This window comes from Pseudoalteromonas sp. SR45-4, from assembly GCF_014163535.1.
Classification (GTDB): domain Bacteria; phylum Pseudomonadota; class Gammaproteobacteria; order Enterobacterales; family Alteromonadaceae; genus Pseudoalteromonas; species Pseudoalteromonas nigrifaciens.
In genome coordinates this window covers 24674-38492 of record NZ_JACJDO010000006.1, presented here as the reverse complement: position 1 = coordinate 38492, position 13819 = coordinate 24674, and the positions used below count along the sequence as shown (strand labels likewise).

Genomic DNA, 13819 nt, shown 5'->3' with positions numbered 1-13819 from the left:
CATGACACAAATAAACTTAAACGAGCTTACCCACTTACAAGCAATTAATAAAAAATTAGTGGCGGGTTATCATATTTGCGAACAAGACAACCTAATGTGGCAAGAGCTGGATCAAAACATAGACGCGTACAGCGCGCTATTTAGCGCCCTAGGTAATGAGCTAAAACACGACAGCCGTGGCTTTTATTACTTTAGCAGCGACGAAAGTACACCCAATATGGGCAAAATATCCCGTGCTATTGCGCTCACTATTTATATTTTAATTGAGCACTACGCCAACACCGGCAAAGACCCAATGCGCGCCTTGTTCGACGAAGTAAACGATTTAGAGTTAATGCAAACCTTAGTGCAAATTAACAAACACTTGTTTGATCAACTAGAGATATTTTCGGGTTCAGATCTGCGCAAAGACGTGTACCTGCGCATGGTACGCTTAGGTTTGGCACGCGAAGTAGAAGCAGGCTTTATGCTACAAGCCCCTATCCATCGCTATATAGATGCCTTAATGGAAGTAAACGAAGAAACCTACCTAACAGAGGACGAGGAATGAAAAATTTATACGGACTAAGTAAACTCGCCCTACTCAATACCGCAGGTTACGCAAAGTGTGTGATCCCGCTGGATAAAAGCAGCTCTATTTGCGCGCCCAACAATACGGGTAAAAGCTCAGTAATAAATGCCCTGCAATTTCCGCTTATTAACGATTTACGCCTAACCGAATGGGATGGCCACGATTTAGACGAAACCCGAAAGTTTTATTTTTCGTCAGATCAATCCTACATTTTGCTTGAAGCAAATTTGCCCCATGGCTCAGTAGTGATTGGTGTAGCGGGTTTGGGGAAAATTGCCGGTTATGCGCATCAATATTTTTGCTACCAAGGCAAGCTTGATTTAGAGCAGTACACCCAAGGTAAAACCATTATTAAATACACTAAGCTGTTCAGCCATTTAAAACAGCTTGGTTACAACCCCATAGAGCTAAAAGCGCAAGAACTAAACGCCCTACTCACCGGCGGCGCAACCCCGTTTGACGACGAGATCAACTTAAAAATGATCCCGCTTAATAACGTTCAAGATTCGACTATTTATAAAGAAATATTTCGCCGTATTCTTAACTTACATAAACTCGGTGCCGCCGATGTAAAACGCTTTATGCTACGTGTATTTGAGCGCCACATGTCTAACTCTAAGGTCGACTTTTATGAAGTGTGGCGTCGCTCGTTCGATAAAGTAAACCGCAGTAAACGTGAATTGCACGCCCTTGAATCGATGCAAGAGCCCATAGCGGCGCTTGAGTCGATGCTAGAGAACCAAACCGTTCTAAAAGGTAAATTAGCGGCTTATGCTCCAAAAATTGACCAAGCACTCATTGATTTTGACAACTACCAAGAGTCGCAACTAGAAGAGCTAGCAATAGCACTTGAAAACATAGAACACGAAAAACACGAGTTTGAACAAAAGCAAAGTTTGTACGTACAGCAGTCGCGCGATATAGAGCGCAGGCAAACGCAAATAGAGCAATGGTTTTTAGATTTTAACGCACTTAAAAACGAATTTGAACTGGTTAACAAAGCCACGCTTAAAACGAGCCTTACCCAGTTAAAGCAAGACTACGAGTCGCTTTCACACTCTATTACCAGCGCACAAGGGCAAAGCCTGCATACACTTGACTACCGTATTAGCGAAACCCAAAAACAAATTAAGAGCTTAAAGCTACAACTTAAAAACTTGGAGTTTAATTTATTTACCCGCATGCGCGAAGAGCTGTCGTTAAAAGAAGTGGAAGAAATTTCGCGCATTTTAAACCCCGACATGCTCTCGTTTGCAACCACCAGCAATGGCGACATAAGCATTGATGACGAAGACGCATTTAGTGCGTTTTTATCGCACTTAAGCGAAAACGTAAAAGGCGGCGTGCTTAGCTTACCTGGCGCGAGTATTAAGCTTAAAAAGCTCTCCCCTGTACAAATGCAAAGCGGCGAAAATAAAGAGCAGCTAACCGCTCAATTAAGTGCCCTTGAGCATGCTTTAAAAGAGTTTAAGCAACAGCACGATGTAGCTGCAAATGTGGCCGATAAGCAAAAAGAAAAAGACACCTTGTACGATGAACTAATGAGCGCCGAGGCCGCCCTTAAACGTTTAGAGCAGTTTGACACTATGCTGCAATCGGCTGAAGCACAAACCATGCTAAAAGAGCAGTTGTTAGCTGAGCGCGATCAGGTTGACGACTACCTACAAGACATTCAAAAAAATAGCGGCTCAATTAGCGACAGACGCTCAATTATTAAATCAAAACAGGCGCAAATTAATCGCCAATCAGATCGTCTGCGCCAAGTGAAAAGCGAACGAATTGATCACACGCTTGATTTATACAGCGGCAAAGTTACCCCTTACATGATAGAGGTAACAATAGACTTTGATAATTTAAGCGACCTAGTGCACCACTTTAATAAAGACTGCCAAGAGCTGCGTAACTTTGAGATAAACGTACGCAATACCTATTTGCATATTTATAATGCCGGTATTACCAAGTTTGATAACGAAAACGATGAGTTTAGTAAGTATCAAAAACTCATTAGTGCGTTTCATAACATTGATAACGAACGCGATGCCGTTGAGCGTCAAGGCCGTGTGGCCCTAACAGAAGTAGCCGCAACCATTAAAGGCCTACGCGAAGATTTAGACCGCCTGCGCCGCGAAATGAACAGCTTTAATAAAGGCATTAGCCAGCATCGTATTTCGAACCTGCAAGCATTTAAAATTAATGTAATACCGCGCAAAATGTTAGTTGATAGTATAGATACTATAATTAGTACCTCGCATCAGTTTGAGCAAGGGGACACGCTGGATTTACTCAGCCAAGAACCGTATAGCGAAAGCGCAGTAAACGAGGCGAAAGATCATTTAATTAAGCTCGCCTCCGACAAAGCTGGCCTTACCCTCACCGATTTATTTGATATTCGTTTTGAAGTAGTCAATCGCGCAGGCGATACCGAACACTTTGACAAAATAGACTCGGCGGGTTCAAACGGTACGCGCATAACTATTAAGTTATTATGTGGTATGTTGTTTATTCGCTATTTGTTAAGCTCACAAGAACAAAATTTATACCGTATACCTATATACATAGATGAAGCCGCCGACATTGATCCGCAAAATCAAAAGGCAATTATTGAAACCGCACTTAGCTTTGGCTTCGTCCCTATATTTGCCTCAGTTAAACCACAAACAAGCTGCGATTATATTGTGCCAATTCGCTCAGTTAAAGACGGTGCACAAAACTGGGTAGACGAAAAAGACTGGATAGAAGTTGAACATTAAGTAATTAATCAATGGTTCAGCTATAGCAGCTAAACTGTTGTTAAGCGCTTAAATATCACACTGCCTAACAATGTGTGTTATTTTATAAAAAAGATTAGGAGTAAACTGTATGAAAAATATTTTTATTGTAGCCGCACTTGCGTTTTTAACTGCTTGTACGCAAACCGCAGATTGGGATTACGACAAGTCAGCAAACTTTGCTAACTATAAAACGTTTGCGTGGGTAGAAAATGCAGATTTAACAAAAGACACCAATAATTATCAAATTAATGCGTTAATGGAAAAACGTGTACGCAGCGCAATAAGCAGTGAGCTTAATCAAAAAATGGGCATGAGCTTAGCCGATCCTGCTCAAGCAGACGTGCTGGTAAACTACCATGCATCGGTAGATAAAGAGCTAGACGTAAGTTCTTTTAATATTGGCTACGGCGCTCGTTGGAGCTCGTGGGGTTTAGGGTATCAAAACGATATATCTGCTCGTGAATACGAAGTAGGTACTTTAGTTATTGATATTATTGACCGTGAATCAAACCAGTTAGTATGGCGCGGCGCTGAAGATGGTCGATTAAAGAAAAACCAATCTCCTGAGCAACGTGAACTGTCGGTTAGAAAAACAGTCGCTAAAATTTTAAATAACTTCCCGCCACAAAAGTAGCGGCAGGTTTTAAAGCACATAAAAAGCTCACAATTTGTGAGCTTTTTTGTGGCTGAATGTTTTTTATTAAAGTTTTACTATAGCCACAGAGCTTACTGATGAGAGAAACAGTTGCTCTTAGCATAATTGATATAGCAGACTTTAACTTTATTTCGATTTATATTTATGTAATAACTCAGGTGGGATATGACAATAGTCATCGGGAAAATTAGTTAACCGGTCTTGGTGCTCTGCATCGCTGGGAACATAATTGGTTAGCAACTGAACTTGTACCACTATTTTATCTGCATCAGCGCGTTGATTTATATAGTCGTTTGCAATTGTTAAGTGACATTGCTGTTTACTATAAATAGCACTACGGTATTTTAAACCAACATCGTTACCCTGCTTATTAACACTGTAAGGGTCAATAATCTCAAAAAAGTATTCAATCAGTTTATAGAGTGTCACGGCTGTTATATCAAAGGTTACTTTCACGCACTCGGCATAACCGTCGTATTCACCTTGTGTATTATTATTTGTGCCATTAGCTCGCCCAGCCTCAGTGGTAACAACGCCGGGTAAGTACTTAATAAACTCTTGTACCCCCCAAAGGCAGCCTCCGGCAAAGTAAATACTTTCTAGATGCAAATTTTCGCTTGTTTGTACTGTGCTCATAAAATCAATTACCCTACTTTACGAATGATTATCAAATGCAATTTTTTAAGATTAATATACAATACCAAGCCAAATTACAATTATTTGACTACTTTATCACGCCTTAACAGGCGTGTTTCGGATTTAATTGTTAGCACAATTACATATACAAAAATGAGAAAAACATGAATCGTGCCCCGCGCCTTATATTACCCGTATTATTACCTACATTGCTATGCAGTGTTACTGACTTTGCCTACGCTGAAGTGCAAACTAAAAATGCCACTGCAATAGAGCAAATAACGGTTGAAGCCTCCCCTACTGCAAATAAAGAACCCGTGGGCACTTTCGACTCACCGGTTTCTAATTTAGAGTATGATCCGCGTGTTGATGTGCAATCGCGTAATATGGCCGAAGCACAAGCAGATGTAACCATTCGTGGTGGTATTTTCGAAAATACTGGTTTTAGGGTTGGCAGCGCCACTTTGTTCGATCCGCAGTCGGGACATTATTTTGCCGAAATTCCTATAGCGCCGCAAATGCTACGTGGCCCAGCTATATTCACCGCAGCAGATAATGCACTTTATGGCGTTAACAGTTCAGTTGGTACAGTATCGTTTGCTTGGAAGCCAATTAGTACAGGTGGTAGCGTGTCACTTGGGGTTGGTAGCAATGATTTTAATTTACAAAGCCTGCATGCGGGCGTGAATATACCATTGGATGGTATTACCAATTGGCAGCTGGGTGTGGAAGGCGAGTTTTCTCACTCACAAAGTGATGGCTCTATTGATTATGGCGATCATGACTTTACCCGCGCCTCAAGCCGTGTTCAATTAGTGGGGCCAGACTCACAAACCGATCTGTTTTTTGGCTCTCAAGAAAAATTTTTTGGTTGGCCAAATTTGTATACTCCTTTTGGGGTTAACGAAACTGAAGATCTTAAAACTCAGCTATTTATGCTCAACCATAAGCAAAACTATAGCGCCGAGAGCTCGTTTGAAGTATCTACATATTATCGTAAACACGAGGATCACTATGTGTATTCTCGTGAAAACCCAATGTCGTTCGAAGCGTTTCATCAAACCGACGTTAAATCACTAGCACTTTCAGGGCGCCATGCGTACAGCACGTCTTTTGCTCTCAATTATTCTGCGCAATTTATTAATGATTCGATTGAATCGACCACGCTTGAAAATAATTTTACCTCACGTAATTATTATAAAGTAAGTGTGCTGCCAGAGTACCAAATGGCACTTGAGAGCGATCAACACCTTACTATTCGCCTTGGTGCGGCTTTTGACGATACCAATCGTGACGATTCTGAAATTTCACTTATTGGTGATATAACTTTAAATACACAAAATAGCGACGGCACTGAGCGCACTGTTTATTTATCGTATGCACAGGCAAGCCAAGTAGCAGGCTATACCGCAATTGGCGGCAGTGACACTGGCGGTTTGTTTAGAAGTAACTATAACCTTGAGCGCGAAAGTACTAAAAACCTCGAGCTGGGCTTATTATTAGAACGACAAAGTTGGCGCTTTAACTCTGCTGTTTTTTATCGCCAAGATGATAACTTAACCGATTGGACTTATAGTTTTGATGCCACTTCTGCCCGCTTTGCCAATCCGGTAGATATTAATACCTCGGGGGTTGAGTTTCTTGCAACTAAGCATTTTGATAACGCAGAAATTATTGCCAGTTATAGCTTTTTAAAAAAATCAGAGAATTATGGCGCAGCCGATATAGATGCCAGCTTTTACGCATTAAACTACCCAGACCATAGGCTAACCCTTGCGGCTATTTGGAACCCAACAGATATTTTAGAGTTTCGTATAGATAACGAGTGGCGCAAACAACATGAAAATACGCTGCGCAGTGGCGATGATGATGCGTTATTTACTCATTTAACCTTAAAAATAATGCCGCCGCAGATTAAAAACTTATTTATTACATTGGCCGCAGATAACCTGTGGAATGAATCGTTTCAAGAGATCCCGGGCACTCCTGGACGTGGCGAGCAATATACGCTAAGCGCAACGTATAGCTGGTAGCCCACTTCACAAGCAAGCTTATTATTTACCAGGTGGTTGTAGATGATAGGCTTGCTCAGGTCAACTCCTCAAGCTCAGTAATAAGCGCTAAAGCCTGCGCATTAGTTGTACCGCATACATCTAATGTGGCGCTAAAATCGCTGCATACTTTTGGCCGACTGGCGTCGCCAAATAACTTACATAAATTACGCTCATCTAGCTGAATACAACGCTCTCCGGCCTTTTTACCGTTTGGCATTCCTGGAATGGGCGAGCTAATACTTGGCGCAATACAACATGCCCCACAGCCTAACCGACACGCCATAGGCTGTGTTTTCATAATAACCTCTGTTTAAATGCATTTGCTTATTAGTAATCTAGTTGATGCTACACACACGATATTAACGCTTAGCGTTTTGTAAAATTAAAGCCCAGCCTAGCTCACTAAAATATTGATTTTTTAACGGGCTAATATTTTAACACGAATTACGATAAATAATGGCGCTACTCATTTAATTAAAACTTTGCAGCAACCCGTTACATCAAACAATTAAGGCACATACTAATAACACAACACACTTAGTGACATAGCAGCGACTATGTTATTATATTGGCTAATTATCTTGTTAAAAACTTCATTATTATATTGCCCATGCCAAATATTGCTACTTGCTTTACGCCATTTTCAGCGCCTGTAAATCACATGGCGCTGCCAGAAAAATTTACTTTTCCTTTTTACTATGAGCCTAAAGCAATTGCTGTAGCAGCAACCGAGCAGTTGCAACAACAGCTCGAAACACAGTTAGAGTACTTGGCAAACCCAGCTAATAATGAAGAGTCGGGTAAAATGTTTGGCGTACTCGTGGTGCAAAATAATCAGCAACAGCTTGGTTATTTAGCCGCTTACTCGGGGCAACTTGAGGGCGTAAGCAGTAAAATTAACTTTGTACCTGCCGTGGCCGATATGCAGCTACACGATGCTGAGTATTTAGCACAAAGCAGCATTATTAATAATATTAACGCCCAAATTGAGCAGCTAGAAAATAGTGAGCAATTTAGCACTCTTAATAACGCATTTAACCAAGCCAATGCCACTTATCAGCAGCAGTTAGAAGCGCAGCAAGCGGTAATGCAAGTTAGCCGCCGAATGCGTAAACAACAACGCACTGATGCAAGCACTCAGTTATCCCCAACTGACTTTGAGCAGCTAAAAATTCAGTTAGCGGGGCAAAGTATTGTCGAAAAAAAGCAACTACAAGCACTAAAGCAGCAATGGCAAAGTAAACTCGACACCCTGCAGCAAGCTCTAAATAATATTACTGATGAAATTGCACACTTAAAAAAACGTCGTAAAACACTTTCTAAAAGCTTACAAAAAAAGCTGTTTGCGCAATACCAATTTTTAAATGCTAATAACGAAACTAAAGATCTAAACGCTATTTTTGCACCCTTGCCTGAGCATACGCCACCAGCAGGCGCAGGAGATTGCGCCGCGCCTAAGTTATTGCAATATGCGTATCAACATAATTTAAAACCTTTAGCTTTGGCAGAATTTTGGTGGGGCGCTGCGCCTAAATCAGCTATTAGGCATCATAAACATTACTATCCGTCTTGTTATAGTAAATGCCAACCCATTTTAGGGCATATGCTCAAAGGCTTACATGTAGAAGAAAATCCATTATTGATCAACCCTGCTATTGGTAAAGATTTAACTATTATTTACCAAGATCAGGACATATTAGTGATCAATAAACCTGCTGAATTTTTGTCCGTTCCTGGGGTTAATATTGAAGACTCGGTTTATTTGCGCATTAAAACACAATTTCCACACGCTACCGGCCCGCTCATTGTGCATCGCTTAGATATGTCAACGTCAGGGTTATTAATTATTGCACTCAATAAAAGAGCGCATAAAGCCCTGCAAAAACAGTTTATAGAGCGTACCATAGAAAAACGTTACGTTGCTTTAGTTGCCGGAAATGTAGTTCAAAACAGTGGCACAATTGATTTACCTCTGCGCTTAGATTTTGATGACAAACCGCGCCAATTAGTGTGTTATCAACACGGTAAAGCATCCCTTACTACTTGGCAGGTGTTAGAGCGAAAAGATAATATTACCCGTTTGCACCTTTACCCTAAAACGGGGCGTACGCACCAGCTAAGAGTACATTGCGCGCACAAGTTAGGCTTAAATATGCCCATAGTTGGTGATGATCACTACGGTGAAAAAGCTAATAGATTACATTTACATGCCGAGTACTTATCGTTTTGCCACCCGATTAATCATCAGCAGTTAGAGTTTGAAGTAGCGCCCGACTTTTAAAAATGGTCGAGCCTAGGCCCATTGACTTCTTATTGTTTAAATTTGCTCTCAGGGTGTTTTGTTTAAACGCCTTGGGAGAATACCTGCAGCGTAATTTCTTTCACCACAGGTGCTACCGATAAAACCAGTAACGCCGACATAGTATAATTAAAGTAGCGTCTATAACGTTCAGACTTTAATACTTGCTTTAATAATGTACCAAAAAACAACCATACTCTTGCACACGGAAAAGCAACCAACAAAAACGTCAGCGCTAATGTAAAACTTTGCCCGTAATAACCTGCGCCAACGGTTGTAAACGCCGCAATAGCACCAGTGGCTACAACCCATGCTTTACCATTTACCCACTGAAATAGTGCTCCTTTTATAAAAGTAAGCGGCTTGGTTTGACTGTTTGTTGAGTTTACACTGCCAGATTTAGCAATAAGCCATGCTAAATACAGCAAGTACAGTGTTCCTAAGCACTTAATAATTAAATGCAAATTAGGGAACAACGCAAATAATTGCCCAAAGCCTAAGCCTATCAGTAGTATCATTAAGGCAAAACCAATACAGATCCCCGTAAGTAAAGGTAGGCTTTTTCGCACGCCAAAATTTACCCCTGAGGTCATAAGCATGATGTTATTTGGCCCAGGAGTGACCGAAGCTGATACAGCAAAAAATACGGTTGCAACTAAATAATCCATAAGCACACCTTATTAAAAGTCCTTTATTTAAATTTAACTGCCCGACTTAATATTTACCACCTTAAGCTAAAGCCTTATATTTATACCCTACACTTAAAATTATCAAGCGTAAATAAATGGCTAGTCCAATACACTTTTATCAATAATACCTTTGGCAATTAACTGTTTTAAAATTGTGCGGCATTTTTCACGGCACACATCGCGCAGTAAACGCACCGCGGGAGTAATCGACTGCCTGCTTGGGCAAATAAGCCATAACTCACCGCTAACATGTTGATAATTTGGCATCACCGTAACCACCCTATCGGCCAGTAAATCATCTGCTATATCGAGCGCTGACTTAACCGCCAGCCCCTTACCTGCAACGCACCAGCGCCTAACTAAATCGCCATCGTTAGAGGCACGCTTACCTTGCATTTTAACTTTAAACTTACTTTGCCCGTCGGTAAATTCCCAGCTGTTATTTATAATGTCTTGTAGTTGATAAAACATGCCCTGATGACGATTCAATTCGTCTGGGTGATTGGGGCTACCATGTGCTATTAAGTATTCTTTAGTGGCGCAAAGGAGCCGTGGTACATTACAAATTTTAAAACCATACATATTAGTATCGCTCGGAGATCCATAACGCAGCGCTATATCGACCGAATCACGATAAAAATCAACGTTACTGTCGCTTATATGCGTTCTTAAACTGAGTTTAGGATAATTATCCATAAGCTCATCAATCCAGGGGATCACTAAATTACGCCCAAAATCTGATGATAGTGCAACGCGCAGCTCTCCCTCAATTTCATCATGTTCGCCTTTGAGGTTTTGTTTTGCTTGCTCTAGCACTGCAAGTGCTTGCTCACACTGAGGAATGTAACGCTCACCCGCTGCCGAAAGGCGTAAGTGGCGTGTTGTTCTTATAAACAGCTCACTGCCAAGGGCTAACTCTACACGTTTAATGGCAGCACTCGCGGTTGCGGTGCGCATATCGCATTTTGCTGCGGCTAAAGTAATGCTTCTAAATTCTGCAACTTTTAAAATAAGTTTAAGATCGTCTATCTGCATATTATCTATTTTTATTTGATAATGTTTCAATTATTATGCTGTTTATTTTTCACAAAGCAAAGCGTATATTAGCTGCCATTCGCACTAAGCACTTATTACTCTAACCAATCGTTAATTTTTATCTGTTAAGTATGATTGTTTTAAAGTTAAATTTACCCGGAGAAAACCATGACTCACCCTATTATTAGCGATTTAGAAAAACGCCACACGGCCAAACATTATGATGCAGCTAAACGTATTAGCGATCACGACCTTAACGTAATTTATGAAGCTATGCGTTTATCGCCTTCATCAATTAACTCACAACCGTGGAAGTTTATTGTTATTGAGTCTGATCAAGCTAAGCAACGTTTTCATGACAGCTTTGCAAATATGTTTCAGTTTAATCAAAAGCACGCAAAAACAGCATCGCATATTGTGCTTTTTGCTCACAAAACTAACTATACCCGTGATGATTACGCACACGTTATAGACACAGATATTAAAAATGGTCGCACGCAAAGCGAAAACCGTGAACAAGCTTTTGGCGCGTTTGCGTTTGTAGATATGAATACCGATGAGCAAGGCAATAATGCAACTTGGACTAAAGCGCAAACTTACATTGCACTTGGTAATACCATGCACGCAGCTGCTCGTTTAGGCATTGACTCTACCCCAATGGAAGGCGTAGATGCGCAGTTACTTGGTGAAATTTTTGCGAAAGAATTAGATGGTTACGTATGTGATGTCGCATTAGCGCTGGGCTATCACGATAGCGCTGAGGACTATAATGCTAAGTTACCTAAATCGCGTTTAGACGCTGAGCAAGTAATTCAGGTTTTATAATCGCGTTCATCGCCCGTTTTTAATAATTTAAACCCCTGTTTAATTAAATTAAACAGGGGTTTTTTATTGCAGTTAACTTACTTTTTGTTGTGCAATTTGAATGTACTGCACTAAATCCTCTATCGATACCACTGGCATATTATGCTTATTTGCATAACCGCTCACCTCAGGTAAACGCGCCATTGAGCCATCGGGGTTAGTTAGCTCGCAAATAACGCCGAACGGCTTTAAACCCGCAAGTTGCATTAAATCTACAGATGCTTCGGTATGACCACGGCGTACCAGTACTCCACCCGTTTTAGCTTTTAAGCCAAATACATGCCCTGGGCGCGATAAATCCTCAGGTTTAGCATTGTCGGCTGTGGCGGCTTTAATCGTTGTAACTCTATCGGCTGCAGAAACGCCAGTAGTTACGCCCTCTTTGGCCTCAATGGTTATGGTGTAAGCGGTATTGTTTTGACTGGTGTTATGAGTAACCATTTGCGGTAGGTCGAGCTGTTTTATGCGCTCCTCCCCCATGCATAAACACACAATGCCGCTGCCTTCGCGGATCATCTCAGCCATTTGGGCGGTGGTTAAATGCTCGGCTGAAAATACAAAGTCACCTTCGTTTTCACGGTTTTCGTCATCAACAACCAATACGCCTTGGCCTTGCTGTAGTGCGGTAATGGCATTTTCGACGCGCGTTAACGGCTCGCCAAATTGAGTAAGTAGAGACTGAATCATCATTATATTCCTGATTAAAAATAAATAGATTCAGGACACTGAAAGGATCGATAAAATAAACTCTAAAAGCATTAAAGTATAAGTACCAACAATAACTTAAATTAAAAAACATAAATAGCACACAGCCAAAAACCACGCACTATTAACGCTATATTAAGCCATATTCTCTTTCATCCGGACTGTAACCGTCGGCTCTGGCATCTCACCAGATCTGCTGACCTTTGATATTATATAAAACAACAAAGCGCTCGCGGGCTTATTTAAACACTACAAATGTAATTAAAATAGTGAATTAAACATACCGCCGGTGGGGAGTTTCGCCCCGCCCTGAGAATGTACTTAAATAACGAATTATAAAAGCCAGCTTATTATACCCCTGTATCGGCACGTTATTCAAAGCCAATTAAGAGAGCGACGTATTTAATGATGCTTTTATTACTCTGCCTTCGTTTATATCGGCAATTAATGTGCAAGTAGCACCGTTAATTAAATTTAAGTTAGGTGCAATATGGCCTATATCTGCATCTATAATAACCGGAAACATACAGCCCCCAAGCGCTACATTTAATGCGTGGCGATAGTCAAATTCGGGGTTTTTGCCTTGTGTAATTTCACTGCGGCCGATAATTATACCGTTAATGTCGTCAAATATACCGGCTAGTTTTAACGACAGTAAAAATCGCGCTACAGTAGTGGGGGTTAACTCTGAATTTTCTAAGTATAAAATTAGCCCTTCGGGCGCGCTGTGCTTTTTAAATTCATGCAGGTCTAAAAATGGTGAATCGAGTAATAAACCCACGGTATCTAGGCAGCCTCCAAATAAACGCCCCGACATTTCGATAGTACGCTGATCAAAGTAATTTAAGCATTGCCACTGAGTCGTCTCGGTATAATTAAATAAAGCTTCTGGATGCTGTGCATAATCGGGGGCTACTTTTTGATAATGTCTTGATGGTGCCTGTGTAAACTCACTATTTGCTGCATAACTTAGGGTTTCAAATATTTGTAAGCAATACGGGCTTTTTTCGTTTGGGTGCAATTGCATTAAATTGGCACTATGCAGCGTTGCCCATTGGCATTTAGCAGTGAGTGCACAGGCCACAGTACTCACATCTGAAAAGCCCACAAGCCATTTGGGTTTAGCCTGTTTAATGGCATTAAAATCAAGTTGCGGCAGTATTTCCATCGCAAGCTCGCCACCAAAGGGAGGCATAATTGCATCAATACTATCGTCAACTAAAAAGCCCATTAACTGCTCTGCATGGGCTTTGGTAGCTAATTCTGCTGTTGCTTCGCTGCGCCGTAAAAACGCCCCCTCAATTACTTCATAGCCACGCTGTTTTAAACCGTTTATTACACTCTCTAAACGAGCATGATATTTAGCCGCGATCCCTTCTGAAAGCGAACACACCGCAATTTTAGAACCTACTTTTAAAGGTGCCGGGTAAAGTATATTAGCCATTATTTATCCTTATTTGAGAGGACGTTAAACCGTATTGCTCCATATCAGCATAGATCAAATTGATGGCAGATGAATAACCTAAAGAAATTTTAGTTA

Annotated in this window: 12 protein-coding genes and 1 riboswitch; of the genes, 6 read left to right on the top strand and 6 right to left on the bottom strand. The window is 41.0% G+C overall.

Features of this window, described 5'->3' with window-relative positions; all coding sequences use genetic code 11:
• The first annotated feature begins 1 nt into the window (after position 1).
• The 3 genes from H5058_RS04375 to H5058_RS04365 all read left to right on the top strand — a co-directional run bounded on the left by H5058_RS04375 (position 2) and on the right by H5058_RS04365 (position 3976).
• Positions 2 to 550 (top strand): condensin complex protein MksE, encoded by a 549-nt coding sequence (locus tag H5058_RS04375; protein ID WP_011327929.1) that lies wholly within the window; start codon positions 2 to 4, stop codon positions 548 to 550.
• Positions 547 to 3321: an ATPase gene (locus H5058_RS04370; protein WP_182677038.1), complete on the top strand. Its 2775-nt coding sequence runs from the start codon at positions 547 to 549 to the stop codon at positions 3319 to 3321. Before H5058_RS04375 ends, H5058_RS04370 begins: the two co-directional genes overlap by 4 nt.
• A gap of 109 nt (positions 3322 to 3430) precedes the next feature.
• Entirely contained in the window at positions 3431 to 3976 is a 546-nt protein-coding gene (locus tag H5058_RS04365) for a DUF4136 domain-containing protein (RefSeq protein WP_011327927.1), read from the top strand.
• Between the two features lie 147 nt (positions 3977 to 4123).
• Here H5058_RS04365 and H5058_RS04360 read toward each other — a convergent pair whose 3' ends face one another.
• Positions 4124 to 4633, bottom strand: a complete 510-nt coding sequence (locus tag H5058_RS04360) for a peptide-methionine (S)-S-oxide reductase (protein ID WP_011327926.1) — start codon at positions 4631 to 4633, stop codon at positions 4124 to 4126.
• Between the two features lie 164 nt (positions 4634 to 4797).
• On the opposite strand from H5058_RS04360, the gene H5058_RS04355 reads away from it, so the two are divergent.
• A complete protein-coding gene (locus H5058_RS04355) occupies positions 4798 to 6666 on the top strand; it encodes a TonB-dependent siderophore receptor (RefSeq protein ID WP_182677036.1) in 1869 nt (622 codons plus the stop codon).
• Between the two features lie 55 nt (positions 6667 to 6721).
• On the opposite strand, the gene H5058_RS04350 is transcribed toward H5058_RS04355, so the two are convergent.
• Complete coding sequence (locus H5058_RS04350; protein WP_011327924.1) at positions 6722 to 6985, bottom strand: YkgJ family cysteine cluster protein; 264 nt, start codon at positions 6983 to 6985, stop codon at positions 6722 to 6724.
• Between the two features lie 312 nt (positions 6986 to 7297).
• Between H5058_RS04350 and H5058_RS04345 the strand changes: the two genes are divergently transcribed.
• Positions 7298 to 8968, top strand: coding sequence for an RluA family pseudouridine synthase (locus H5058_RS04345; RefSeq protein ID WP_182677125.1), 1671 nt, complete (start codon positions 7298 to 7300; stop codon positions 8966 to 8968).
• 62 nt (positions 8969 to 9030) lie between these two features.
• On the opposite strand, the gene H5058_RS04340 is transcribed toward H5058_RS04345, so the two are convergent.
• Complete coding sequence (locus H5058_RS04340) at positions 9031 to 9654, bottom strand: LysE family translocator (RefSeq protein WP_182677033.1); 624 nt, start codon at positions 9652 to 9654, stop codon at positions 9031 to 9033.
• Positions 9655 to 9774: 120 nt separating this feature from the next.
• A complete protein-coding gene (locus H5058_RS04335; RefSeq protein WP_089368947.1) occupies positions 9775 to 10710 on the bottom strand; it encodes a LysR family transcriptional regulator in 936 nt (311 codons plus the stop codon).
• Positions 10711 to 10878: 168 nt separating this feature from the next.
• Here H5058_RS04335 and H5058_RS04330 point away from each other — a divergent pair, with 168 nt between their 5' ends.
• Positions 10879 to 11535: a nitroreductase family protein gene (locus H5058_RS04330; RefSeq protein ID WP_086993412.1), complete on the top strand. Its 657-nt coding sequence runs from the start codon at positions 10879 to 10881 to the stop codon at positions 11533 to 11535.
• Positions 11536 to 11607: 72 nt separating this feature from the next.
• Here the strand turns inward: H5058_RS04330 and ribB are convergent, their stop codons facing one another.
• Positions 11608 to 12261 (bottom strand): 3,4-dihydroxy-2-butanone-4-phosphate synthase, encoded by a 654-nt coding sequence (ribB, locus tag H5058_RS04325; protein WP_011327916.1) that lies wholly within the window; start codon positions 12259 to 12261, stop codon positions 11608 to 11610.
• 158 nt (positions 12262 to 12419) lie between these two features.
• Positions 12420 to 12600: riboswitch (FMN riboswitch) on the bottom strand.
• 64 nt (positions 12601 to 12664) lie between these two features.
• Entirely contained in the window at positions 12665 to 13723 is a 1059-nt protein-coding gene (locus tag H5058_RS04320; RefSeq protein WP_011327915.1) for a S66 peptidase family protein, read from the bottom strand.
• Positions 13724 to 13819 lie beyond the last annotated feature (96 nt).

Bases quoted from the DNA above. Each gene is read 5' to 3' on its own strand.
- H5058_RS04375 (WP_011327929.1), top strand. From the start codon at position 2: ATGACACAAATAAACTTAAACGAGCTTACCCACTTACAAGCAATTAAT.
- H5058_RS04370 (WP_182677038.1), top strand. From the start codon at position 547: ATGAAAAATTTATACGGACTAAGTAAACTCGCCCTACTCAATACCGCA.
- H5058_RS04365 (WP_011327927.1), top strand. From the start codon at position 3,431: ATGAAAAATATTTTTATTGTAGCCGCACTTGCGTTTTTAACTGCTTGT.
- H5058_RS04360 (WP_011327926.1), bottom strand. From the start codon at position 4,633: ATGAGCACAGTACAAACAAGCGAAAATTTGCATCTAGAAAGTATTTAC.
- H5058_RS04355 (WP_182677036.1), top strand. From the start codon at position 4,798: ATGAATCGTGCCCCGCGCCTTATATTACCCGTATTATTACCTACATTG.
- H5058_RS04350 (WP_011327924.1), bottom strand. From the start codon at position 6,985: ATGAAAACACAGCCTATGGCGTGTCGGTTAGGCTGTGGGGCATGTTGT.
- H5058_RS04345 (WP_182677125.1), top strand. From the start codon at position 7,298: ATGCCAAATATTGCTACTTGCTTTACGCCATTTTCAGCGCCTGTAAAT.
- H5058_RS04340 (WP_182677033.1), bottom strand. From the start codon at position 9,654: ATGGATTATTTAGTTGCAACCGTATTTTTTGCTGTATCAGCTTCGGTC.
- H5058_RS04335 (WP_089368947.1), bottom strand. From the start codon at position 10,710: ATGCAGATAGACGATCTTAAACTTATTTTAAAAGTTGCAGAATTTAGA.
- H5058_RS04330 (WP_086993412.1), top strand. From the start codon at position 10,879: ATGACTCACCCTATTATTAGCGATTTAGAAAAACGCCACACGGCCAAA.
- ribB (WP_011327916.1), bottom strand. From the start codon at position 12,261: ATGATTCAGTCTCTACTTACTCAATTTGGCGAGCCGTTAACGCGCGTC.
- H5058_RS04320 (WP_011327915.1), bottom strand. From the start codon at position 13,723: ATGGCTAATATACTTTACCCGGCACCTTTAAAAGTAGGTTCTAAAATT.